This is a genomic window from Peribacillus sp. 05N428 (assembly GCF_056397085.1).
The window spans coordinates 74,297-97,910 of sequence record NZ_JBFTMS010000015.1; the positions used below are offsets into that span (position 1 = coordinate 74,297).

Sequence of the window (23,614 nt, forward strand, 5' to 3'; positions counted from 1 at the left end):
ATAGTAAAAGATTGCGTAACTTTACGTGTGAAGTTACGCAGTTTTTTTGGTCTTTAGGAGGGGAACGAAATGAGTTTTCGCTGGGATATTATTTTTGAATATGCTCCTTTCTTATTAAAAGGGACATTGCTTACTATTGGGCTTTCGGTTTCCTCCATCCTGATCGGAACCTTTTTGGGGTTATTGATCGGTTTAGGGAAAATCATGAGAAACAAAGTGCTTGCCCTTCCTTTTTACGGATATGTCACGGTTTTTCGCGGAACACCGCTTTTAGTTCAAATCTTTTTAATCCATTTTGGAATCGTGCCCTTTTTTACCGGGGAAACGAATGCAGTAACCGCCGGTGTCATTGCTTTATCGTTAAATGCAGCCGCGTATATCGCAGAAATTTTCCGGGCGGGCATTCAATCCATCGATAAAGGGCAAATGGAAGGGGCGCGTTCATTGGGGATGACCCATGCCCAAACAATGATACATGTTGTATTGCCTCAAGCTTTCAAACGAATGATTCCTCCGTTAGGAAATGAATTCATCGTATTATTGAAGGATTCATCCCTGCTTTGTGTCATTGCTGCCCCGGAATTGATGTATTGGGGGAAAGCGATGGGGAGTCAGTACTTTAAAGTATGGGAGCCGTACTTGGCGTGTGCCTTCATCTATCTATTCCTTACCCTCATCTTAAGTTTTGTATTAAATAGACTCGAAAGTAGGTTGAAAACAGAATGATAAAGGTGGAGAATCTTAAGAAGTCATTTGGCGATAATGATGTATTGAAAAATATCAATGCAATCGTTTCCCCTCGGGAAGTAGTCGTGGTGATTGGTCCTTCTGGGTCGGGAAAATCCACTTTCCTAAGGTGCATCAATCAACTTGAAACGATAACGGGAGGCCATATTTTCATTGAAGGGCTTGATACGACAGATAAGAAGGTCAATATCAATAAAGTCCGGACGGAAGTTGGCATGGTATTTCAGCATTTTAACTTATTTCCACATAAGACTGTTCTTGAGAATATAATGCTTGCGCCGATAAAGGTCCGCAAGATATCCAAAGAACAGGCTTCCCAAAGAGGGATGGAACTGCTTAAGAAAGTCGGACTTGCAGAGAAAGCGAACGCATATCCGGATTCATTATCAGGGGGACAAAAGCAACGCGTAGCAATTGCAAGGGCGTTGGCGATGGAACCCAAAATCATGCTATTCGACGAGCCCACTTCCGCCCTGGATCCGGAAATGGTCGGTGAAGTCCTTGAGGTCATGAAGCAACTGGCTAAGGAAGGCATGACCATGGTAGTTGTGACCCACGAGATGGGGTTTGCAAAAGAAGTTGGAGATCGCGTGATTTTCATGGACGAAGGTTATATTATCGAAGAAAATATTCCTAGTGAGATTTTTAATAATCCCCAGCAGGAAAGAACTAAAGCCTTTTTGAGTAAAGTGCTTTAATTACACGTAAAGAAAAAAACCTTCCATTATGGGAGGTTTTTTTTTCGGGGCATATCAGGGGCTTCATTTGATGCATGAAGCGCCTAAAAGCGATTCAGGGCTTTTACCGAGCACAAGCATACTGATTTTGGCATATCCAATATTTTTACTTTGGGAGAAGGTCTGAAGTAATACCTGGATATTCGGATCATCCTTTAACTTTTGAACTTCCTCTATATATAATTCGATAATGGAGGGCATAACGAATTCAGGGGTGTATTCGTTAGGGTTTTCATCCATGATTAATGTGCCCATAAATTGATATTTAAATTGAAGAGCCCGTGTTAAGGCAACGACATGGAGCAGTTTATTAAATAGTTCGGGGTATGAATATTTAATTTTCTCCAGAGCTGCTTCTGATGCCTGTAACTCATCGACATTAGATAAAGTGATCATGAATATCTCCTTTTTAGAACATATGGAATCCATCAGCATTCAACGTGCTTTTTACTAATACTAGTCTACCCCCGCCGTAACGGATTGTAAAATGGTTAGATGTTATCATGTGCATAACCCAAATCTATGATAGTGCTTACATCAATCATGCTGGATGATCCACTACTTATGGGATAATGCTTCCCTAGTATATTTCAGCCATTCTTTTGCAGCGTATGAAAGGTAATGGTCCTTACTCCATATGAATCCTAAATTCCAACTAATGGAGGGGTTTCTAACCTTGATTGTCTTTATGCGTTCATCATGACGGCATAAGCTTTCCGGTAATAGAGCAACGCCAAGTTTACAGTAAACCATTTCCTCAATAAAATCCCAGCGTGAGCTTTCAGTAACGATATGTGGAGAAAAACCAGCTTCATTACAGGATGAAATGATGAGGTCTCGAAGGACGTAATCTTTATTGAATAAGATGAAAGATTCATTTTCCAAGTCGGCCAAATCAATTTCATCCCCACAAGCATGGGGATGGGAGGGATGAACAATCAAGTTGATGTCTTCTTCCAAAAAAGCAAAATGGTGAAAAAGCGCGTTGTTGGTTGGCAGGACTATTACGCCTATATCGATTAAATCATTTTGGACGGATTCTTCTATTTTCTTTGAACCATCCTCTACTAATTGAAAGGTGATATTGGGATAGTCCTGGTGAAAACGGCTAAGAATTCGGGGGAAGAAAGAAGCGTCGATGATCGGCGGCAGCCCGATGCGTATATGTCCCTTTTTTAAACCTAATAAATTGTCCATTTCCGTTTCTAAATTGTGAAAGGCCTTATCGATCAATTTTGCCTGCTCTAAGACAACCCTCCCTGCATCGGTCAAGATCAGTTGCTTACGTGAACGATCAAAAAGCTCAACACCTAGCTCGGTTTCCAGGTTTTTGATCATCTTGCTGATGGTCGGCTGGGTAATGAATAAATGATCGGCAGCCCGAGTGAAGCTATTGAAATTGGCAACCTCTATAAAGTATTGCAAATGTTTAATATCCATTGCGTCACCTGTTATCCTCGTTTGAAATTAGTTTCATTTTACCCGTAAACGGAAGTGTTTGTAAAACATGATAAGTTTGGAGTTCATGAACGCATAAATAAGCTGGATTCCAAAGGGGAACCCAGCTTATGAAGGGGCTGGCCATATCTGCCGTGAATTTTATTTGACCAACAAGACAGGAACTGGAGAATGTTGAACGATATAGTGGCTCACGCTGCCCAGGAATTCCTTGAAGCCGCTCAATCCGCGGCTGCCCATGATAATAAGGTCACAATTCTCGGATTTTGCATGTTCCAATAAAGTCGTGATGGCTGAACCTTCTACGACAAATGTTTGGGATGCATTCGGGATTTCGGATAAAAGCGCTTCCGCTTTTTTAATCACTTCCTTGCCATACTTAAGCATGGATTCTTCAATTTCCTGAAAAGCATTGCCATATATATTTGGCTTGATTGGCAGTGTAACAGCGTGAAGCACCTGGATTTCGATAGCGGGATCCAGCTTCGCTAATTCAATCGCTTTTTCTAAAGACTTAAGTGCCAATTCAGATTCATCATAAGCAACTAATATTTTTGAACATAGCATTGATCGATCATTCCCTTCTATAAAAGAATATATCCATAGTATATCAATATAAATCTTTCATGCAGTTTCATATATTATAAATTTTGTGAATATTTCATTGAAGTTTACGTTAACGTTAATGTTAAAATAAAGGTAAATAATCCCTTTGCAAAGTGTGGTTTTAACATGTACACCATTTCTGAGTTAGCAAAAGAATTCGGATTGACGACAAGGACCCTCCGTTATTATGAGGAACTGGGTATGCTTAGGCCAATGCGTACCGAAACGGGAAAAAGAGTTTATGGAAAGAAAGAATATGCACAGCTCAAAATCATAATGCGCGGTAAGAAGTATGGTTTTTCGTTAGTGGAAATAAAGGATATAGTCCTTTTATTCGATAAGGATAGGACAGGCATTAAGCAATTGGAAAAAACGATTGAAACTGCAGGACAGAAGTTAAACGAACTTAATGAACGAATTAAAGAGCTGAATGGGCTGAAGCAGGATTTTGAACAGGTAATCAAAGGCTTTACCGAAACCCTTCATGAGTTGAAAATGAACGATAAAACAGGCAAGCGGTGAAATTAATCTTGAAAATAGGTTTTGATGATAGTGAAAGATGAATATATATTCTAGAAACAGATGGGGTGAGAATTTGGAAATTCAAGAAACCATTGCAGTTGTGACAGGCGGTGCTTCAGGTCTGGGAGCGGCGACAGTAAGAAACATCATTAAAAAAGGTGGAAAAGCGGTCATATTTGACCTCTCGGAGGAAAATGGCGCGAAAATGGCTCAGGAGTTGGGAGATTCGATCCTGTTTATTAAAACGGATGTAACTAGTGAAGATAGCGTATCGGTAGCATTGGATGAAGGAATAAAAAAATTCGGTAGCATCAATACTGTCATCAACTGTGCAGGCATTGCCATTGCAGAGAAGGTCATAGGCAGGAAAGGCATACATGAATTGAAAGCGTTCTCAAAAGTCGTGCAAATCAATTTGGTCGGTACATTTAACGTAATCCGGCTTGCGGCGGAAAAAATGGTCGAAAATGAACCGAATCAAGAGGGGGAGCGTGGAGTCATCATCAATACGGCTTCGGTCGCTGCCTTTGAAGGACAAATCGGACAAGCCGCATATAGTGCCTCAAAGGGAGGGATTGTCGGTATGACTCTGCCAATCGCGAGGGAGCTTGCCATCAAAGGGATACGTGTCGTATCGATTGCACCGGGTCTATTCCATACACCGATGTTCGATTCATTACCTGAAGATGCCAGGACGTCATTAGGGAAAACCGTGCCATTCCCATCAAGGCTCGGGTATCCAGAAGAGTACGCTAAACTAACGGAAAGCATCATAACGAATCCAATGCTGAATGGGGAAACCATCAGACTGGATGGGGCCATTAGAATGTCACCAAGGTAAGTTGTCAATCCCTTCAAGGCAAACCATTGTAAATCTAGAAAAAGAGCCTCCGACAAAGGAATGGAGAGGAGATAAAACAGATGAAGCATCCATACCTAAGTGAAGAACATGAAATTTTCCGTATGTCCTTCCGAAAGTTTTTAGAGAAAGAAGCAGTTCCCCACTATGAACGATGGGAAGAAGAGAGGATCATTCCCCGGTCTTTTTGGGTGAAAATGGGGGAACAGGGTTTTTTATGTCCGGACCTTGAAGAAGATTATGGGGGTTCCGGGGTAGATTGGGGCTTTGCCGTTATAATTAATGAAGAATTGGAAAGAGTTGGTTCTGGGTTCATTGGTTTCGGACTTCACAGTGACATCACCGTACCGTATATTTCCGCCTACGGAAATGAGTCGCAGAAACAGCGCTGGCTTCCTAAATGCACTACAGGGGAAATCATTACAGCCATTGCCATGACAGAGCCTGGTACAGGTTCGGATTTGGCCAATATTAAAACGACTGTCATTTTGGATGGAGATCATTACATATTAAATGGTCAAAAGACATTCATCACAAATGGCATTCATTCGGATTTGATCATTGTTGCCTGTAAAACGGATCCCAGCGCCGTTCCGAAACATAAAGGCGTTAGCTTAGTCGTGGTCGAAAGGGATACACCCGGGTTTTCCAGGGGGAGAAAACTGAAGAAACTTGGCTTGCACAGTCAGGATACAGCAGAACTCATCTTCGAGGATTGCCGTGTGCCAAAGGAAAACCTGCTTGGTGAAGAAGGCAAGGGGTTTATTTATTTAATGGAAAAACTGCAGCAGGAACGTCTTGTGGTGGCAATTTGTGCTCAAACCGCGTCTGAGGATATGCTGGCCGATACGATTGAGTATGTGAAGGGCAGGGAAGCGTTCGGAAAATCTGTAAGTCAGTTTCAAAATACTCAATTCAAAATAGCGGAAATGGCCACGGAGATTAAAATGGGGCGTGCCTTCCTAGATCAATTGATCACCAAACATATGGCTGGTGAACAGGTTGTAACGGAAGTTTCGATGGCGAAATGGCGTTTGACGGAGACTGCCAGAAAAATATCCATTGAATGCATGCAGCTCCATGGCGGCTATGGATATATGGAGGAATACAAAATTGCCAGAAGGTATCGGGATGTTCCGGTAGCAAGCATCTATGCCGGCACAAATGAAATCATGAAGAAAATCATCGCTAAGAATCTGGGCCTATAATAAAGATCAGAAGGGGAGAGAGTATATGCGGGAAGTGGTTATCGTTGAAGGAATTCGCACGCCGGTAGGCAGAAGGAACGGTGTCTTGAAAGATGTTCGCCCTGATGACCTGGCAGGGGAAGTATTGAAGAAGCTGATTGAAAAAGCGGGCATCGATCCTGCCATTGTCGATGATGTCATTTTAGGTTGTGTTTCACAGTCGGGCGAACAGGCCGGTGATATAGCAAGGGTTGCCGCACTGATAGCCGGATTTCCGATTGAAGTGCCGGGAACGACGATTGACCGTCAATGCGGATCAAGTCAGCAGGCAGTCCATTTTGCTTCCCAGGCCATCCTGTCGGGTGATATGGATGTGGTAGTGGCCGGCGGAGTGGAAAACATGTCACGAGTTCCCATGGGGTCAAATCTTCTAGGTGCTGTAACAAGCCAAAAGTATATGGACCTTTACGAGGTGATCAACCAAGGTTTATCAGCTGAAAGAATCGCAGATAAGTGGGGAATAACACGTGAAGATTGTGATCGGTTTTCCGTTGAAAGTCATGCCAAGGCAATACGTGCTCAAAAAGAAGGACATTTTAACCGTGAAATGATATCAGTAACGGGTACTGATAAAGAAGGAAATCAAATCGAAGTTACGGAAGATCAAGGCCCAAGGAGCGGAACTACGCTTGAAGTGCTGGCTGGATTGAAACCGGCATTTCAAGAAGGCGGTTTAATCCATGCAGGGAACTCTAGTCAGATCAGTGACGGTGCTGCCGCTTTATTATTGATGGAACGCAGTAAAGCAGAAGAACTTGGATTGAAACCGCGCTTTAAAGTGCATACACGGGTTGTTGTCGGGTCAGATCCCACCCTGATGCTAACGGGACCGATTCCCGCCACCCAAAAAGCTTTGGAGAAAGCGGGTCTTACAATTGATGATATCGATATCTTTGAAGTGAACGAGGCTTTCGCTCCTGTACCGATTGCCTGGCTAAAAGAAACGGGGGCAGACCCCAAGAAGCTGAATCCAAATGGCGGGGCGATTGCATTGGGGCATCCTCTTGGCGGCAGCGGGGCCCGATTGATGGTGTCCATGATCCATGAATTAGAAAGGACGGGCGGCCGTTATGGGCTGCAAACAATGTGTGAAGGCCACGGCATGGCGAATGCCACCATCATTGAAAGAATGGACTGAAGCTGGACTATCCATTTATGAATATTCGTAATTCGCACGAAAGTAAAAGCTGAAAAAGGGATGAAGTCGACCATCGGCAGGCTTTGCTGAATTCTTCCTGTTGATGGTGGTTACTTGAGGAGGAGAATGATTTGTCAGTAACGATTAAAAATATCTTTGATCAGACGGTTCAGAAATTCCCCATTAAAGAAGCTATCTACGACGTGAGAAGAAATATCCGCTATACGTACATCCAATGGAATGAACAGGTGAATAGGTTGGCGGCGGCCCTTCAAGCGGAAGGGGTGCGAAAAGGGGACAGGGTATCTACGTACCTTTACAACAATGAAGAGCTTGCAACAGCGTTCTTTGCCTGTGCAAAAATCGGTGCAATCTTTAATCCGATCAACTTCCGTTTAATGCCGGAAGAGTTGGCCTTCATCTTGAAAGACGCTGCTCCAAAGGTCGTTCTATTCGAACGAGAATTGGAAACGAACGTTGCCTTGATTGAAAAGCGATTTCCGGAAATGGCCTTCTGGTATATTGATGACGATGTGCCTGGGTATGCCAAAGGTTACCGCCAAAAATTGGCCAGTATCTCCTCAAAGCCAGATGAAGTGGAAGTTCACGAAGATGACATTTATGCCATCATGTATACGAGCGGAACTACCGGACGTCCCAAAGGGGTCATTCACCTTCATAAAGACATGGTCAAACAAACCGAGATTTTAATAGAGGCCATGAAGTATGAACGCTCTGATATCGGTTTGATTACTGCACCGATGTTTCATTGTGCTGAATTGCACTGCTCTTTTTTACCTCGTGTACAGGTCGGTGCAGCTAATGTCATATTACATCAGTTTCATCCCCAGAAGGTCATGGAACTGATTGAATCCGAGGGGGTCACCAAGTTTTTTGCTGCACCTACGATGTGGAACATGCTCATTCAGGAAAAATTGGAGGAGTATAAATTCCAGAGCTTGAAGTTAGGGCTTTATGGAGCAGCCCCGATGGCTCCATCCCTTGTACGTGCCTGTCAGGAGAAACTCGGCATCCAGTTCATCCAAGCCTATGGAATGACTGAAATGGGGCCGGCCATAACTCTCCTATTGGAGGAAGATCAAATTAGGAAAGCGGGTTCTGCCGGCAAGGCATGTTCCGAACATGAAATCATCATTGCCCGTCTGAATGACGAAGGGCCATCAGATCCCGAGGATATGCTGGAACCTGGGGAAACAGGGGAAATCCTTGTAAAGGGTCCGTGTATCATGCAGGGTTACTTTCAAAAAGATAGAGAGACCGAAAAGGCGCTTTACAAAGGCTGGTACCATTCCGGTGACATCGGTTTCCTAGATGAAGATGGATATCTGTGGGTCAAGGACCGTGTGGACGACATGATTATTTCTGGAGGGGAAAATATTTATCCGAGTGAAGTGGAAGATACACTATATGAGCATCAAGGAGTTCTCGACTGTGCGGTACTTGGTCAGCCAGATGATCAATGGGGGGAAACGGTAACGGCATTCATCGTAGCCAAAGACCCAATGCTTGCCGAAAGCGATTTAGAAACTTGGTGTAAGAACAGTAATAGTTTGGCGAACTATAAACGTCCAAGGAGATATATCTTCTGTAATGAGCTGCCTCGGAACGCAAGTGGGAAGATACAAAAGTTCTTGCTTCGTAAACAGTTGGAAGAAAATGTTGATGGCAAAGGTTTGGGGAACCTTCTTTAAATGCCGGGGGCAGCAGCCGATGCAATACCAAGTTAGGGGTGGAATTTAGAATTGCTGGAAACAGATATGGATGAATTATTTTATAAATAATAATCTTATGGAACAAATGAAGGAGAGAGAATAGTTATCCACAACGAAAATGCAGCGTGATTAGCCCAATCCTCCTTTATCCACATAATCCACAGGGTTATCCAGAAATAACATTATTTTCATGTTGATAAGGTGAGTTATTGGACTTGTTTTTTGTCAGTATTTTCAGAATATATCCACAATATACACAGGGTTGTGGATAAGCTATGTAAATAAAGAGAACCAAGGGGCTGATTTATAGCCCCTTGGGTTGGTTTATTCTGCTTATCGGCGATTATGAGCACGGCGGTCAGCCGCATTTGCACGGGCTTGTGCCTCGATATCTTCCTGATCAGCCAGTTCGGAAGAATATTCAACGTCAAGTCCGTCACTTTTCAGGTTTTTGGGAACCTGAGGAAGTTTCTGTTTGTTCTTATCTCGATTATGGTGTATGTTATTTCGTCCCATGTTATCGCCCCCTGGAATATAGAATAAGCTGGAGATGAATTCACTAATCATCTCCAGCTTATTTTGTGTTGAGTGGCTGTTCAAAATGTAAGGGAAAAAACTCCAAACCTAACGACGGGATTTCTTCTCGGTATATCCACCAGCTCGATCTGCTTTTTTAAATTCGCGGGCATAAAGAATCGCTTGTGTACTAGTTAAGTTACTTTTTTCTTTATCGTGTTTTTTGAGCAATTAGATCATCTCCATTCACTTAATATCCCTATTTTTTCCTAAAATGACCCTTTCATACGTGGGAATCTTCTTTTAAGATATTTTGTAAGGCTTCTTTAAGGGTTGGAAAGGAGAAGGTGAATCCTTCCTCTTTAAGTTTAGTGGGAAGGACATTTTGCCCTTCAAGTACAAGGATGCTCATTTCCCCCAACAATTTCTTGAGGAAGAAGGGGGGGACAGTTATCCAATGGGGCCGGTGCAGGACAGTTCCTATCGTTTTTCCGAATGTATCCATCTGAACGGGGTTCGGTGCCGTAAAATTGACTGGACCTTCTATCCTAGCATCATTCATGCAAAAGATGATTGCACGGACCGCGTCATGGATATGAATCCAGGAAAGCCACTGATTCCCTTTGCCAATCTTTCCTCCGCCAAATAGTTTATAGGGGAAGGCCATCATTGGCAGTGCTCCGTCTTTTTCTCCAAGAATCACCCCGAATCTTGTAAAGATCAACCTTTTACTGTAAGAGCGTGATTTAGCCGCTTCCTTTTCCCATAGTTGAACAGTACGGGCCAGGAAATCATCACCAATGGATTCAGAGGTTTCGGTAAAGGTCTCATCGTCCGAAATCCCATAATATCCGATTGCACTTGCATTAATGATGACGGACACTTTAGAGGGCAGTATGGAAATGATCCGGTTCATCTCTTTGGAAGCCTCGATCCTGCTTTCGACAATCCGGCGCTTTCGTTCAGGTGTCCAACGGCCGCTGTTCAGAGATTCACCAGCAAGGTTAATGAACACATCGAGTCCCTCCAAGTGCATTTCCGGCGTTGCCTCCTTGGTCAACCAGCCGATATATGTCAAATTAGTCTGTTTTTTAAATTTTTCGGGATGACGGGTCAAAATATATATATCATGATTCTCTTTTGATAATTCATCAATTAGGGCTGTGCCGACAAAACCGCTTCCACCAGCAATGGCTATTTTCATGAAAACCACTTCCTTTCCCTGTCTTTCCTTCACTTTAACATGCCCATGTTCTTTTTTCATTTTTAGGCATGCTATATATAGAAATGGTAAACGTAAAGGGGTAAAGTAGGTGTGGGGGGTGGATTTATGCCAAACATAACAAAAATAACAACCCAAAAGAAACGTAAAGATCGTTATAACATCTTCGTCGACGAAAAATATGCCTTTAGTGTAGACGAAGAAGTGCTATTGAAATTTCAGTTGAAAAAGGGTATGGAACTTGATGACCTGCTTTTGGCCGAAATACAATTCCATGATGAAATCCAAAAAGCATTTACCGATGCACTTAATTATTTATCATACCGGATGCGCTCGGAATCGGAAATTCGCCTTTATTTAATAAAGAAGGAAACGGAAGAGCCGATCATTAAGGAAGCGATACATAAACTATACAGTTTTAACTATTTAGACGACCTTGAATTTTCCAAGGCTTACGTGCGGACCCATGTGAATGGAGGGAATAAAGGGCCCACTACCCTTAAGCTTGAGCTTAAGGAAAAGGGGGTGCAAGATAAGTTGATTGTCGAGGCATTGAAGGAATACCCTTATGATATTCAAATTGAACATGCAAGGAATCTGGCTGGAAAAGCGGTCAAAAAGGAAAAAAACATTTCCGAACGAGCTTTAAGGCTGAAGGTTGAACAAACCTTGTTACGGAAAGGTTTCCCAAGAGATGTCATCCATGAAGCACTTGAAGATGTGACGGTTGAAAAGGATGAGGATGAACAATGGGATTCCCTTTGCCACCATGCCGAAAAAATGCAACGCCGATATAAAAACCATGAAGGCTTCGAATATGAACAAAAAATGAAGCAGGCATTATACCGAAAAGGTTTTCCAATAGAATTGATTGAGCGTTATCTTTCCAATCCTGATGGTGATTAAGTGCATCAATAGCCAAATCACAAAATTTTGTTTAATATAGAAGTAAATTAATTATTTCATTTGAGGAGTCATATATATGAGCGACGTAAGATACAGCAAGCTGTCTGCCTATGAACTACAACAGGAAATCGCAGCGTTGACTGAAAAAGCGAGAAAAGCAGAGCAATTGGGAATGGTTAATGAATATTCAGTATTGGAACGAAAAGTGACGATGGCCAAGGCCTATTTGTTAAATCCTGATGATTTCAAAAAAGGTGAAATATATCAAATTGACGGAGATCCCGGTGTCTATTTCAAAATTGATTATATGAACGGCGTATTCGCTTGGGGTTACCGCTTGGGCGGTAGCGGTAAGGAAGAAGCACTCCCGATTTCAATGCTGAAATAAAAAGGAACCGGGGAAGTACCCGGTTCCTTCTGATGTACCTTTTAATTCGATCGCTCGTTTGAAGCTTTCATTCTTTCTTGAGGGTGTGTATTAATACTTCCATCTGCACGCTTTGAAGCATATCTTGCCTTTGCACGGGGCTCGCCTTGGAATTTGTTATTGTTTTGGTTGGGGAATCCTTTTTGTTTATTTCGCAAATTTTTTCTCCTCCAAGCATCAGATTAAGAAAGAAGCGTTTCCGCTTACAACTAGTATGGGTATGGGACAGTATAGTTCATTCTGTAAAAATATTGGCAATGAGGTGGTTCTAATGAATGATTACCATGAAAGATTAACCAAGATACTGCTTGAGAAAAATGAACACATCACGTATGAGCAAGCTTTGACTTGGGTGGAATTATTATGGGAAGATTTCGAAGCGACCTATGCAAAGGCTGGGCATGAATATGCCGGTGAAGAAATGACATCGCGCGTTGTAAGGACCTGGATTGATAACTACGGTGAGCAATTCCACGAATTCATTGCAAAGAACCCTAAATATCAGCAGTTATTAAATCAGCAGAATCGACTGCATTAAAAAGCTGATTCCAGAGGAGTTCCCTGGAATCAGCTCTTTTTCAATATACTACAAAATAATATTCAATTTCTTCTGCAGCTTAGCTTCGCTAAAGATCCAGCCGGTATAAGAATTCAAGATATTCAATTCGCTGTCTAAATGGACCACTGCCACAAACGGGTAATATCCATTGCTGCGATATCTTAAATCGATAAAACGGACTTCATAATATTCTTTTATCTGTTCGATTTCGAAGCGGTAAACCGGAGAAAAGGACAGAAAGGCTGCCAAGTTGATATCCTTCTTGGCGGCTTCGAGAATTTCACTTTCAGGCAATGGCACCCGATCGAACGTATCAAGAATCTTCACATATCCATTATCGGCTCGTGCCACATAATAATTCTTTTCGGTAATCACCGCAATTTTCCAGCGGTGAAAACGCATGGTCGGTGATAAAAGAATTTTCCTTGCACCAGGAATTTGCTGTTTGACCACTCTTTTTATAAAAGCTTGTTCCCTGAACCTGGAAATGTAATAAATGACGAGTATCCCGTAAATGGAAAGAAATAAATAACCTGGAGGAAATCCGAAGCCCCATAATATCAGGCCTGCAACATGTATTCCAAAAATGAATGGATCAAATGTATTGATGACCCCTAAAGCTACCCATTTTGACGAAATCGGCCTAAGTGCCTGGGTCCCATAAGCATTGAATATATCCACGAATACGTGAAGGAATACGGCTAAAAAGGTCCAAAGCCAAAGATGAAGGTAATTTGCTTCAGGTATGATGGCGAAAATTGCTACGCTGATAATCAAGGGCCAAAGTAAAACAGCGGGAATTGAATGCGTGATTCCACGGTGGTTACGTATATATACAGCGTTATTCCTTAATTTTAAAACAGTGTCAATGTCCGGAGCTTGTGATCCCAATATCGTACCTGCTATGACTGCACTTGCAGTAACTGGGCTCTGCGCAATGACGGGATCTAATGTGGCAAGACCTCCAAGAGCAATTCCCATGACAAAGTGAGTACCTGTATCCAAAAAACTAACCTCCCTGCCACAATTTGAAAAAAATGGTCTTCTTTCATCATACCGTATTTATATATTAACCATCAAATGAATATAATTTTGATTTATTTCAAGTGACCTGTTACAAATAAATGGATATGAACATGATATTAAAAAAAGAATGGCCTACTATAGGTATTCCCAATTTTGATTAGAGTGTAACATCTTTGGAGGAACTGATGTGAAAGAAATAACGATCCCGACAATAGAAAAAATAAAAATCGATGAATTTCAAAAAGATTTGGTTTCCTGGTTTCTCGAAGAACAAAGAGAATTGCCATGGAGGGAAAATAAGGATCCTTATCGCGTTTGGGTTTCTGAAATAATGCTGCAGCAAACGAGAGTGGATACGGTGATTCCTTATTTCAACCGGTTCATCGAATGGTTCCCGACACTCGAGGACTTTGCCAATGCAGATGAAGAGAAGATCCTGAAAGCTTGGGAAGGGCTGGGATACTACTCGCGTGTAAGGAATCTGCATAGTGCCGTTCAGGAAGTGAAGGCATCCTACAATGGGATTGTACCGGATGATCCCGAGGAAATCTCCAAATTAAAAGGTGTCGGCCCGTATACTGCCGGTGCGATTTTAAGTATCGCATACGGCAAGCCGGAGCCAGCCGTTGATGGAAACGTCATGCGTGTTTTATCAAGGATATTAATGATATATGAAGACATAGCAAAGCCAAAGACAAGAAAAACATTCGAAGCTGCCGTCAGGAAGCTGATCGATCATGAACATACCTCTGCCTTCAATCAAGCCTTGATGGAACTTGGAGCATTAATCTGCACACCTGGTAAGCCTGCCTGCCTATTATGCCCCGTTCAAAGTCATTGTCTAGCATTTGAAGCAGGGGTTCAGTCGGAATTGCCGGTAAAAATCCAAAAGAAAAAAACAAGGGATGTACCAATTGTAGCTGCAGTTTTAACGAATGAAAAAGGTGAATTTTTAATTCACAAGCGAGCGTCAGAAGGATTGTTAGCTAATCTTTGGGAATATCCGAATTTCGAAAACCATACATCCCTCTTGCATAAGAGGGAATTCTTCGAGAGTCGGTTTAAGGAAATGTATGGTGTCAAACCGGAAATCACTGAATCACTTGTGAGAATTGAACATGTTTTCTCACATCTCGTTTGGAAAGTGGACACGTATATCGGTGTGGTCAAAGAGGACATCGGTGAAGAGACGCTAAAAGAACAGCAACTTAAGTGGGTGAGTGAAGCAGAGATGGTGGAGTTGGCATTTCCGGTCTCCCACCAAAAAATGATGAAGGCGTATAAAGAAAAAGAGTGTATTGAATAAGCGGTTTATTTGCTTTTTATGGAAAGATGAGTAAATCGGTTCATTAATTTTGGGCGTGCGATGAGATATTCGTTAACAATATTGGGGGACAGCCCTATTTGTGCCATGGCGATAATGCCTTAATGAAATCGTGATATATGCATAGAAAGAGGATATCCGATAAGATATCCTCTTCCTTTTGTTGATTTTCAAAGCAATATCCGTATAAAATCATTCGTAACTGGTTTTCGTTCCATGAGTATAATCGGCTTCTTGCCTGTTAAGTCCGCCTCTATTTTCAATTTCTTTGACGATTTCGCTATGGATACTCTGTCCTTCTTGGTTTAAATAAGGTACCATTTGTTGAAGGGAGTGATGAAAATAGGCAAGTTCACTATTTTCCCAATCCGATTTTTTCATCATCGACAACTCAGTCATATCACGTCCAACATACATAACAGTAACACTCCTTAAAAAAGATTTTTATTACTCGGTGTTTACTCAGAAAGGATGAATAAACAAATGGAACAAAAAGTGGCACTCGTTACAGGTAGCAGTAAAGGTTTAGGAAGAAGCACGGCAATAAGGCTTGCAGAGGAGGGGTACGACCTCGTTATTAATTATGCCCGGAGCAAGTCGAAAGCATTAGAAGTGGCAGCCGAAATTGAAGCGTTGGGACGAAAAGCCCTTGTAGTCAAGGCAAATGTCGGTGATGTTGCGAAAGTGAAAAGCATGTTCGAGGAAATCGATGCTTATTACGGACGTTTGGATATCTTTATCAATAATGCAGCCTCAGGCGTGCAGCGTCCATTGATGGAGCTGGAGGAATCCCATTGGAATTGGACCATGGACATCAATACAAAAGCCCTCCTTTTCTGCGCACAGGAAGCGGCGAAATTAATGGAGAGAAACGGCGGGGGGAAAATCGTCAGCATCAGTTCACTAGGGTCCATTCGCTATTTGAAAAATTATACAGCTGTTGGAGTTTCCAAAGCTGCGCTTGAAGCCCTGACAAGATATTTAGCGGTCGAATTGGCTGCTAAAAATATTTGTGTCAATGCCGTTTCAGGCGGTGTGATCGATACGGATGCCCTGAAGTCTTTCCCGAATCGGGATGAAATGCTTGCTGAGGCGGCAGAACAGACTCCCGCTGGACGTTTGGTCGAGGTGGAAGATATGGTGAATACCATCCTGTTTTTAATTTCCGATGGGGCCAGGATGATTCGTGGACAAACCGTAATAGTTGATGGAGGCATTTCATTGCTTGTTTAATGTAACTGGAAAAATTTAAATGATTTTTGTTGGATAGCACTCCTGGATAATGGTTATCTTATTATCGTGGAGGTGATATCAATGGCTAAAAACAACATGAATAAATCACAAGCAGGTACTGACGTTCAACAAGTAAGACAACAAAACGCGCAATCTCAGCAAGGCCAAGGCCAATTCGGTACAGAATTTGCTTCTGAAACTAACGTTCAAGAAGTAAGACAACAAAACGCGCAATCTCAACAAAGAAAAGGCCAAGGTCAAGCACAAGGCCAATTCGGTACAGAGTTTGCTTCTGAAACTAACGTTCAAGAAGTGAAACAACAAAACCAAAAATCTCAAAGCAATAAAAACCAAGGCTAATTGCCGATGAAAAGCATCCTTCTTATGAAGGGTGCTTTTTTTTGCCTTCCATTGGATTCGACAAATGTTTCGTCGTGTTTACATTTTATGTCAAAGGAGAAAGCTGATAAAAATAGAATATACATACTATAGAAAAAATACAGATTAGGAAGGTGCATTCATGGAGGAATTTAACCGGCTTATAAACAACCAGTTGAAAACGATGGATAAGCTTTTACTTTTACAATCCGAAATCGAAAGATGCCAAGATATAGAGAAGCAACTCCTTGCCCTTGAAGAGGAGAGTGAAGCGGTCACCATTCAGGAAGAGATTCAACTAAAAAAGCAGGAATTGAAAAGTATCCATGAAATGTTCGAAAAGCAAACGGAAGAAGTCATCCGTTATTTTCAGCAAGGACAGGCAGCCATACGATAAATAACCGGCTAATTTCTTAGATGAAATGGGTGGATGGTCAGACTTTTTCGACTTATTTACACATTTTCACTGGGAGATTAGCCACTTTTGTTTTAAATTTATGAATAAATCGCTATAATATAGGAATATAGGGTAAATGGAAAAAAGTATATATTTTAAATACACACAACAACTGCAAACGGAATAGGGCACAGTACGCTGTCAGGGTGTCTATAGAAAGTAGGGAGAGATAAATGGGGATTGTTCCTGCCGAAGGAGGAAAAATCCAAATCCATAGCTATAAACATAATGGACATATCCATCGTATCTGGGAAGAGACAACCGTTTTAAAAGGGACCCAAAATCTGGTGATAGCAGCGAATGACCGTACTATGGTAACGGAATCAGATGGAAGGACCTGGATTACGAGAGAGCCGGCGATTTGCTATTTTCATTCAAAGTATTGGTTTAATGTTATTGGTATGTTGAGAGAGGACGGGGTTTATTATTATTGCAATATCAGTTCGCCGTTCACATACGATTCGGGAGCATTGAAATACATTGATTATGACCTGGACATTAAAGTATTCCCAGATATGACGTTTAATTTGCTGGATGAGGATGAATATGAAAGGCATCGGAAAGAAATGAATTACCCGGATGCCATCGATTCAATATTGAAACAGAACGTAGACTATTTGATTTATATGATACGCCAGCGAAAAGGACCATTCTCCGCAGAGTTTATTGATAGTTGGTATGAACGCTTTTTAACCTATCGATGATAGAAAAGGCCTGCTGCATAATTGGCAGGCTTTTTCATTGTGTATCGTACCTACATCATCTGATTCAATCTTTCAATACGCAGGAACCATTTAACCTCCTACAAATGTTTATGAAAGTGATCCTTTTGATAGTTAATTACCGAAAAGGAAAATATAATTGAATAGTGCATATAAGATTCCCAATTGACCGTTATGGGCTTTTTTTAGCATTTGTTGATTAAGAAAAGGAGGAATTCCGTGGGGAGCATTAAGAGATATTTGCAATTCGTCAAACCATATAAATGGCAGATAATCGGAACGGTACTGATTGGATTGCTAAAGTTCGCGATTCCGCTTTTGCTTCCATTGCTCAGTAAGTATATAGTGGATGACATCATTGGAAACGGTGATCTGTCCAAAGCCGTGAAGTCCGAACGCCTTATATGGGCGATGGCTATCATGATATTCATTTTTGTTGCAGTTAGACCGCCGATTGAGTATTACAGACAATATTTCGCTCAATGGACCGGAACGAAAATCTTATATGATATTCGTAATGATTTATTTACTCATATACAGAAACTGAGTTTTAAGTATTATTCCAATACAAGGGTGGGCGAGGTCATTTCAAGGATGATCACGGACGTGGAACAAACGAAGAACTTTGTCATCACGGGTTTGATGAACCTTTGGCTTGATATCGCAACGATCATCATAGTGATAGTCATCATGTTTACGATGGACGTGAAATTAACCATTGTATCCATCATCATGCTTCCATTTTACGCATTTTCGATTAAGCATTTCTTTGGCAAGCTGAGAACCTATACAAGGATTCGGTCCCAAGCCTTAGCGGATGTACAGAGTCACCTTCATGAACGGGTTTCAGGGATGTCAGTCATCAAAAGCTTTGCGATAGAAGACAGGGAACAGGAATTGTTTGCGAAGCAGAACAAGAATTTCCTCGATAAGGCCCTAAAGCATACGAGCTGGAATGCCAAGTCATTCGCTGTCGTGAATACGATCACGGATATTGCCCCCTTGCTCGTGATAGGATTTGCCGGTTATCAGGTCATTCATGAACAATTGTCACTGGGGACCATGGTTGCTTTCGTCGGTTTCATTGACCGGCTATATAATCCCCTCAGACGTTTAGTTAACTCTTCGACGACAATGACCCAGACACTGGCGTCCATGGACAGGGTTTTTGAGTTTGTGGATGAGAAGTATGATATCGATGACGAACCAGGGGCGAAAGAGCTGAAGCATGTAGATGGCCGAATAACCTTTCAGGATGTATCGTTTGCTTATGACGAGAAAGAGGCACCCGTTTTGAAACATATAAACTTGGATGTTAAACCAGGGGAGACCATTGCACTTGTCGGTATGAGCGGCGGCGGGAAATCCTCGATCGTCAGTTTGATTTCCCGTTTCTATGATGTGACGGAGGGAAGGGTATTATTGGATGGGACGGATATCCGTAAATATCAAGTCCGCAGCCTAAGAGATAAAATAGGAATGGTTCTACAGGATAATATCTTATTTAGTGAATCGGTTAAGGCCAACATCCTTATGGGACGACCTGATGCAAGTGATGAAGAAGTATTTGAAGCGGCAAAGGCGGCGAATGCCCATGACTTCATCATGGGTCTAAAAGAAGGATATGAAACGAAAGTCGGGGAGCGGGGAGTTAAATTATCCGGTGGCCAAAAGCAACGGGTGGCCATTGCGAGGGTATTTTTGAAAAACCCGCCAATCCTTGTTCTCGACGAAGCCACCTCCGCATTGGATTTGGAAAGTGAACACTTTATCCAGGAGGCGCTGGATATTTTGGCGAAAAACCGGACCACGATCATCGTCGCCCATCGGTTATCAACCATCACCCATGCCGATCGGATCATTCATATCGATAATGGGGAAATTACGGAAATGGGAACACACGAAGAACTTATGAAAAAGCAAGGGAATTACTACAACCTATTTCAAGTACAACAATTGGATTCTTAAGGAATACAAGATAAAAAAGAAGACCATTCCGCTAAAGGAATGGTCTTCTTTTTTATTCTGATACGAACTGGTGAATGCACGTTATGAAATCCTTTTTTCATGCAGCGTTTTTTTTCCAGGTAGGAAATGCGGCAGATGCTTTATTCCCTCAGGCAAGGCGATGCCGACGATGATCAAGCACATCCCGAACCATTGCAGTGACGTAACCTGTTCATTCAAGAAGATGACGGAAACGACCATCGCTGAAGGCAGTTCCGCAGCACAAAGAATTGTTCCAAGCCCGACCCCCACTTTCGGTAAACTGACAGCAAAGAAAAAGAAAGGAACTAAAACACCCAATGTGCCGAGCAGCAGACCGTAGTACCATAGGTTCGTCTGGACAAGATTCGTCACAAGTGTGACGGGGTTAGTCGTGAATACAGCAGTCAGCATACCACCAGTTGCAATGAAAAACAGCCGTTTCATGGAAGATTCCCCAACAGCGAATTGAGAGTTGCAGTACATATACAGCGCAAAAAGCAATGCAGACAATAGTCCGAACAATACGCCTTTTAGGCTTAGGCCAGATAGAGGCTGACCAAAGATCGCCCCTGCCAATAATGTACCGATGAAAAGAACGAAAATGGCAATGAGTTTATTTTTATCCGGGCGTCTTTTATTTAAGAAGCTTTCAATAAGGACGCCTATCCAGGTAAATTGAAATAAAAAGACAACGGCAATCGAAGCGGGAAGCTCGGATACGGAAACCGCATATGCCTTTCCGACGAAAGTGGACATCATGCCCGTGATTAAAAGTAATCCGGCACTCTTCCATGAAACTTTATATTTAAACGAAAAGAGAAATATAACGGAGACAATCAGCCAACCGACAAGATATTGACTGCCGACCAGTTCTCCAGAAGAATGGCCATCCATGAATCCAAACTTCATCATGGTGGATAAAGTGCCATATGAAATCGAACCGATTAAGACCATTATGGAATACTTCAAAAGTTGCATATTTTTCACCCCTATAAAAATAAAAATCGCCACCTGCCAAAAAGGCAAGTGACGAACGAAAAAAGGAAATCCTTTTAAAATTCCGTCTCTCAACAAAAGCTGAGTTTAACAAATTGTATGCGTTGCATTACCTTAGCTTAAAGTCTTTGTGAATATTTGTCAACCAGAAAATAAAGTTAAAGCCTGCACATCGATCACTAAGTTGAAGGTGGTGGCAGAGGTAAGAGAAGATCCATTCAATGGCATATAAAACAAAACCCCCAAATGGCAAATTAGCCTAATGGGGGGGGTTTTTCAATCGCCATTCTGTTGGAAGTCCTCCAATGTACCACGGTATTCCTTGTCTTTCATTTTGCGAATATCAGGCTTTTTTTCTGCAGTTGGCTCATCATTTGGTTTTTGTTCATGAAGCTTGGAAAGAGCCAAACGATAATCCTGATCTTTCATTTTCAATTCATCATTGTCTGTCGGGGAGATGATTTCGGTAATGGAATCATCTGCAGTCGGGAAAGCGGATGATTCCGACGAATTCTCTTCCTCGACTGCAGGCGGCTTACCTTCAGGTGATAAGGCTTTGATATTGAATGTGATCAAGCCAGTAACCGCTAATATGGCAACGATGATAATTAGAATTATGCCCATTGAATCAAGCCTCCTAGAGCCCGTTTATGAATGAACGCGTGACATGGGCTACCCGTTTTCCTAATGCTTCACCAAGCTTCAAGTCATTTTTGGTGATATTGTCATCCACACCAGGCGGACAGCTTATCCCTACTCCATAGTAGGAACCATATAAGGCATTTTCTGGGACAGTGCCGGGCAAGCCGACAATGATCATGCCCTGATGAAGCATAGGGGTGATTAAGTTCAGCATGGTAGCCTCGAGTCCGCCATGTACGGTGGCCGTGGTACAGAACACAGCCCCCACTTTATTGATCAGCGCACCTTCCGCCCATAGATACCCAAGTTTATCGATCCATGTTTTCAAACTCGAACTGATGGTTCCGAAATGACCGGGACAGCCCCAAATGATCGCATCCATTTCCTGAAGCTTATAAACATCCGCCTCGTTTACATGGTCAATGAGAACCTCAGCCCCAGGAACCGCAGCGGCTCCTTGAGCTATTGATTCGGCAAGTGCTTTCGTATGGTTACCTTCACTGTCGTAAACAACATAGATCTTCATTTTAATTCCTCCATTCAATTAAACCGATTTTTTTACTGGCGAAGGAAGCAAAGGTACATCCAAAGGTTCTTGTTTAGCTTGTTTCATTGCTTTATCCTTCCGAACGTCGCGCAAAAATAGTGAGAGAACGATGCCGGCAATTGCGAAGCCTGTTGCCCAAAAGAATGCATCATTGATTCCCATCACATTTGCTTGACCCTGGATTTGAGAAGAAATCAGCGACATGGCAGTTTCCTGTGCCTGTTCACTAGTTTGATTCATCGAAGTCATGATGGATTGAACGATAGTTTGGAAATTCTGAACAAAACCGGGATCACTCGTACTCATTTCCGTTCCTAAAGCAGTTCCATGGAAAGAAGCACGGGTTGTATAAATGGTCGTCACGAAGCTCGTACCAATGGCACCGGTCACTTGTTTCAGCGTATTGCTCATTGCCGTACCATGTGTATTCAAATGCTTAGGCAGCTGATTCATCCCAGCAGTCATGATCGGCATCATCAGTAAAGACATTCCAAGTGCGCGGATGGCATAGATGATGACCAAAGTCGAATAGGTTGTTTCCGTAGTCAATTTAGCGAATTCGAAGGTTGTGACGGCAGTGATCGCCAACCCAATCAGTGCTAATGGACGAGGTCCGATTTTGTCAAATAATGCTCCTGAAATGGGTGACATCACCATCATCACAAGGGCTCCGGGTAGCATCAACAGGCCGGATTGAACTGGTGTGAAGCCTCTTAAAGTCTGCAAATAGATAGGCAATAAGAATATCCCGGTAAACATGGCCACTGTGACGATTGCAGAAATGATATTGGATAATACGAACATGTCATACTTAAATACACGGAAGTCGAGCATAGGTGTTTCCGATTTTAGCTGTTGAACCACAAAAAGCGTCAAAAGGATCAGCCCAATGATGATCGTTCCCAGAACGATTGGATCCGTCCAGCTTTTGGAACCTGCTTCACTGACACCGTATAGTAATGATGCAACACCTAGCAAGGATAGAGAGGCACCAAGCAAATCCAATTTGATTTTCTTTGGTTCCGCTACATTACGCATACTTAAAAAGGCGAGTGTCATGACGATCATGCCTAATGGCACCATTGCGTAGAACATGACCCGCCAGCTATATTCCTGAATGACCCAACCTGATAAAGTCGGGCCGATTGCAGGGGCAAACATAATGGCAAGTCCAAAGATCCCCATACCTTTCCCGCGCATTTCCGGAGGGAAGATGAAAAGAATGATCGTCATGACCAAAGGCTGCAGGATTCCGCCGCCAGCGGCCTGAATCAGCCGGCCTGTAAGGATGACGGGGAAATTTGGTGCGATGCCGCAGATGAATGTCCCGACGGTGAATAGAAACATGGCAGCCAGGAATAAAATGCGCGTGCCAAACCGTTCTATTAAAAAAGCGGAAAGTGGAATCAAGGCTCCATTCACGAGCATGAATCCAGTTGATAACCATTGAATCGTAGTCGCAGCTACATTGAATTCTGCCATCATCCTAGGCATGGCGACACTAAGCAGGGTTTGATTCAAAATGACCATGAACAAACCTAGCATTAGGATAATTAACATGGGGGCAAACTGTTTCATTCCCTTGTTTTCATTTACTGTGATGGTTTGAGAAGCCATTTAAAG

The 23,614-nt window shown here is 42.4% G+C and carries 29 protein-coding genes; 16 read left to right on the top strand and 13 right to left on the bottom strand.

From position 1 onward, the window contains the following. The first annotated feature begins 69 nt into the window (after positions 1–69). Both AC1DIV_RS15470 and AC1DIV_RS15475 read left to right on the top strand, forming a co-directional pair. Entirely contained in the window at positions 70–726 is a 657-nt protein-coding gene (locus tag AC1DIV_RS15470) for an amino acid ABC transporter permease (RefSeq protein ID WP_251541342.1), read from the top strand. Beyond that, on the top strand, positions 723–1,445 hold the full coding sequence (locus AC1DIV_RS15475; RefSeq protein ID WP_076371113.1) for an amino acid ABC transporter ATP-binding protein: 723 nt from the start codon (positions 723–725) through the stop codon (positions 1,443–1,445). The genes AC1DIV_RS15470 and AC1DIV_RS15475 overlap by 4 nt, the downstream gene beginning before the upstream one ends. A gap of 63 nt (positions 1,446–1,508) precedes the next feature. Here AC1DIV_RS15475 and AC1DIV_RS15480 read toward each other — a convergent pair whose 3' ends face one another. The 3 genes from AC1DIV_RS15480 to AC1DIV_RS15490 all read right to left on the bottom strand — a co-directional run bounded on the left by AC1DIV_RS15480 (position 1,509) and on the right by AC1DIV_RS15490 (position 3,509). Further along, on the bottom strand, positions 1,509–1,880 hold the full coding sequence (locus tag AC1DIV_RS15480; protein WP_048685483.1) for a hypothetical protein: 372 nt from the start codon (positions 1,878–1,880) through the stop codon (positions 1,509–1,511). 162 nt (positions 1,881–2,042) lie between these two features. Then, positions 2,043–2,924 carry a cidABC operon transcriptional activator CidR gene (gene cidR / locus AC1DIV_RS15485; RefSeq protein ID WP_340874407.1) on the bottom strand — a complete coding sequence of 294 codons (882 nt, stop codon included), beginning with the start codon at positions 2,922–2,924 and terminating at the stop codon, positions 2,043–2,045. Positions 2,925–3,083: 159 nt separating this feature from the next. Beyond that, positions 3,084–3,509 (bottom strand): universal stress protein, encoded by a 426-nt coding sequence (locus AC1DIV_RS15490; protein ID WP_048685474.1) that lies wholly within the window; start codon positions 3,507–3,509, stop codon positions 3,084–3,086. A 165-nt stretch (positions 3,510–3,674) separates the two neighbouring features. Here AC1DIV_RS15490 and AC1DIV_RS15495 point away from each other — a divergent pair, with 165 nt between their 5' ends. The 5 genes from AC1DIV_RS15495 to AC1DIV_RS15515 all read left to right on the top strand — a co-directional run bounded on the left by AC1DIV_RS15495 (position 3,675) and on the right by AC1DIV_RS15515 (position 9,026). Next, positions 3,675–4,070, top strand: a complete 396-nt coding sequence (locus tag AC1DIV_RS15495; protein WP_251541334.1) for a MerR family transcriptional regulator — start codon at positions 3,675–3,677, stop codon at positions 4,068–4,070. A gap of 73 nt (positions 4,071–4,143) precedes the next feature. Then, positions 4,144–4,911: a 3-hydroxyacyl-CoA dehydrogenase gene (locus AC1DIV_RS15500; RefSeq protein ID WP_477576827.1), complete on the top strand. Its 768-nt coding sequence runs from the start codon at positions 4,144–4,146 to the stop codon at positions 4,909–4,911. Between the two features lie 80 nt (positions 4,912–4,991). Next, positions 4,992–6,137, top strand: coding sequence for an acyl-CoA dehydrogenase family protein (locus AC1DIV_RS15505; RefSeq protein WP_477576829.1), 1,146 nt, complete (start codon positions 4,992–4,994; stop codon positions 6,135–6,137). Positions 6,138–6,162: 25 nt separating this feature from the next. Then, positions 6,163–7,314 carry a thiolase family protein gene (locus AC1DIV_RS15510; RefSeq protein ID WP_340874413.1) on the top strand — a complete coding sequence of 384 codons (1,152 nt, stop codon included), beginning with the start codon at positions 6,163–6,165 and terminating at the stop codon, positions 7,312–7,314. Between the two features lie 131 nt (positions 7,315–7,445). Beyond that, positions 7,446–9,026 carry a fatty acid--CoA ligase gene (locus AC1DIV_RS15515; RefSeq protein WP_477576831.1) on the top strand — a complete coding sequence of 527 codons (1,581 nt, stop codon included), beginning with the start codon at positions 7,446–7,448 and terminating at the stop codon, positions 9,024–9,026. Between the two features lie 354 nt (positions 9,027–9,380). Here the strand turns inward: AC1DIV_RS15515 and AC1DIV_RS15520 are convergent, their stop codons facing one another. The 3 genes from AC1DIV_RS15520 to AC1DIV_RS15530 all read right to left on the bottom strand — a co-directional run bounded on the left by AC1DIV_RS15520 (position 9,381) and on the right by AC1DIV_RS15530 (position 10,767). Beyond that, positions 9,381–9,563, bottom strand: a complete 183-nt coding sequence (locus AC1DIV_RS15520) for a YfhD family protein (RefSeq protein ID WP_034306455.1) — start codon at positions 9,561–9,563, stop codon at positions 9,381–9,383. 108 nt (positions 9,564–9,671) lie between these two features. Further along, positions 9,672–9,794, bottom strand: coding sequence for a YfhE family protein (locus AC1DIV_RS15525; RefSeq protein WP_081088510.1), 123 nt, complete (start codon positions 9,792–9,794; stop codon positions 9,672–9,674). Positions 9,795–9,846: 52 nt separating this feature from the next. Then, entirely contained in the window at positions 9,847–10,767 is a 921-nt protein-coding gene (locus AC1DIV_RS15530) for a TIGR01777 family oxidoreductase (protein WP_048685501.1), read from the bottom strand. A gap of 126 nt (positions 10,768–10,893) precedes the next feature. Here AC1DIV_RS15530 and recX point away from each other — a divergent pair, with 126 nt between their 5' ends. Together recX and AC1DIV_RS15540 are read left to right on the top strand one after the other, a co-directional pair. Next, positions 10,894–11,691, top strand: coding sequence for a recombination regulator RecX (gene recX / locus AC1DIV_RS15535; RefSeq protein ID WP_477576832.1), 798 nt, complete (start codon positions 10,894–10,896; stop codon positions 11,689–11,691). A gap of 76 nt (positions 11,692–11,767) precedes the next feature. Next, a complete protein-coding gene (locus tag AC1DIV_RS15540; RefSeq protein WP_034305394.1) occupies positions 11,768–12,079 on the top strand; it encodes a YfhH family protein in 312 nt (103 codons plus the stop codon). A gap of 41 nt (positions 12,080–12,120) precedes the next feature. Here the strand turns inward: AC1DIV_RS15540 and AC1DIV_RS15545 are convergent, their stop codons facing one another. Further along, entirely contained in the window at positions 12,121–12,276 is a 156-nt protein-coding gene (locus AC1DIV_RS15545; protein ID WP_034305387.1) for a small, acid-soluble spore protein K, read from the bottom strand. 113 nt (positions 12,277–12,389) lie between these two features. On the opposite strand from AC1DIV_RS15545, the gene AC1DIV_RS15550 reads away from it, so the two are divergent. Then, on the top strand, positions 12,390–12,656 hold the full coding sequence (locus AC1DIV_RS15550; RefSeq protein ID WP_034305384.1) for a YfhJ family protein: 267 nt from the start codon (positions 12,390–12,392) through the stop codon (positions 12,654–12,656). A 48-nt stretch (positions 12,657–12,704) separates the two neighbouring features. Here the strand turns inward: AC1DIV_RS15550 and AC1DIV_RS15555 are convergent, their stop codons facing one another. Continuing rightward, on the bottom strand, positions 12,705–13,682 hold the full coding sequence (locus tag AC1DIV_RS15555) for a metal-dependent hydrolase (RefSeq protein WP_063592111.1): 978 nt from the start codon (positions 13,680–13,682) through the stop codon (positions 12,705–12,707). A 208-nt stretch (positions 13,683–13,890) separates the two neighbouring features. Between AC1DIV_RS15555 and mutY the strand changes: the two genes are divergently transcribed. Further along, positions 13,891–15,009, top strand: coding sequence for an A/G-specific adenine glycosylase (mutY, locus tag AC1DIV_RS15560; protein WP_340874421.1), 1,119 nt, complete (start codon positions 13,891–13,893; stop codon positions 15,007–15,009). Positions 15,010–15,219: 210 nt separating this feature from the next. Here mutY and AC1DIV_RS15565 read toward each other — a convergent pair whose 3' ends face one another. Then, positions 15,220–15,444 (bottom strand): hypothetical protein, encoded by a 225-nt coding sequence (locus AC1DIV_RS15565; RefSeq protein WP_034305377.1) that lies wholly within the window; start codon positions 15,442–15,444, stop codon positions 15,220–15,222. 66 nt (positions 15,445–15,510) lie between these two features. Here AC1DIV_RS15565 and fabL point away from each other — a divergent pair, with 66 nt between their 5' ends. From fabL to AC1DIV_RS15590, 5 genes are all read left to right on the top strand, one after another. Next, positions 15,511–16,260 carry an enoyl-[acyl-carrier-protein] reductase FabL gene (fabL, locus tag AC1DIV_RS15570; protein WP_477576834.1) on the top strand — a complete coding sequence of 250 codons (750 nt, stop codon included), beginning with the start codon at positions 15,511–15,513 and terminating at the stop codon, positions 16,258–16,260. 81 nt (positions 16,261–16,341) lie between these two features. After that, complete coding sequence (locus AC1DIV_RS15575) at positions 16,342–16,620, top strand: gamma-type small acid-soluble spore protein (protein ID WP_048685445.1); 279 nt, start codon at positions 16,342–16,344, stop codon at positions 16,618–16,620. Between the two features lie 160 nt (positions 16,621–16,780). Next, complete coding sequence (locus tag AC1DIV_RS15580; RefSeq protein ID WP_048685443.1) at positions 16,781–17,035, top strand: YgaB family protein; 255 nt, start codon at positions 16,781–16,783, stop codon at positions 17,033–17,035. A gap of 233 nt (positions 17,036–17,268) precedes the next feature. Further along, positions 17,269–17,799 carry a nucleoside tri-diphosphate phosphatase gene (gene ntdP / locus AC1DIV_RS15585; RefSeq protein WP_048685440.1) on the top strand — a complete coding sequence of 177 codons (531 nt, stop codon included), beginning with the start codon at positions 17,269–17,271 and terminating at the stop codon, positions 17,797–17,799. Positions 17,800–18,036: 237 nt separating this feature from the next. Then, complete coding sequence (locus AC1DIV_RS15590; RefSeq protein ID WP_034305364.1) at positions 18,037–19,785, top strand: ABC transporter ATP-binding protein; 1,749 nt, start codon at positions 18,037–18,039, stop codon at positions 19,783–19,785. A gap of 81 nt (positions 19,786–19,866) precedes the next feature. Here AC1DIV_RS15590 and AC1DIV_RS15595 read toward each other — a convergent pair whose 3' ends face one another. The 4 genes from AC1DIV_RS15595 to AC1DIV_RS15610 form a co-directional block, all read right to left on the bottom strand. After that, positions 19,867–20,784, bottom strand: coding sequence for an EamA family transporter (locus AC1DIV_RS15595; RefSeq protein ID WP_048678324.1), 918 nt, complete (start codon positions 20,782–20,784; stop codon positions 19,867–19,869). A gap of 294 nt (positions 20,785–21,078) precedes the next feature. Continuing rightward, positions 21,079–21,426 (bottom strand): hypothetical protein, encoded by a 348-nt coding sequence (locus tag AC1DIV_RS15600; protein WP_323598766.1) that lies wholly within the window; start codon positions 21,424–21,426, stop codon positions 21,079–21,081. Between the two features lie 13 nt (positions 21,427–21,439). After that, positions 21,440–21,970, bottom strand: coding sequence for an NAD(P)H-dependent oxidoreductase (locus AC1DIV_RS15605; protein ID WP_034305357.1), 531 nt, complete (start codon positions 21,968–21,970; stop codon positions 21,440–21,442). Between the two features lie 18 nt (positions 21,971–21,988). Continuing rightward, positions 21,989–23,593, bottom strand: a complete 1,605-nt coding sequence (locus AC1DIV_RS15610; RefSeq protein ID WP_370023600.1) for a DHA2 family efflux MFS transporter permease subunit — start codon at positions 23,591–23,593, stop codon at positions 21,989–21,991. Between the last annotated feature and the right edge of the window lie 21 nt (positions 23,594–23,614).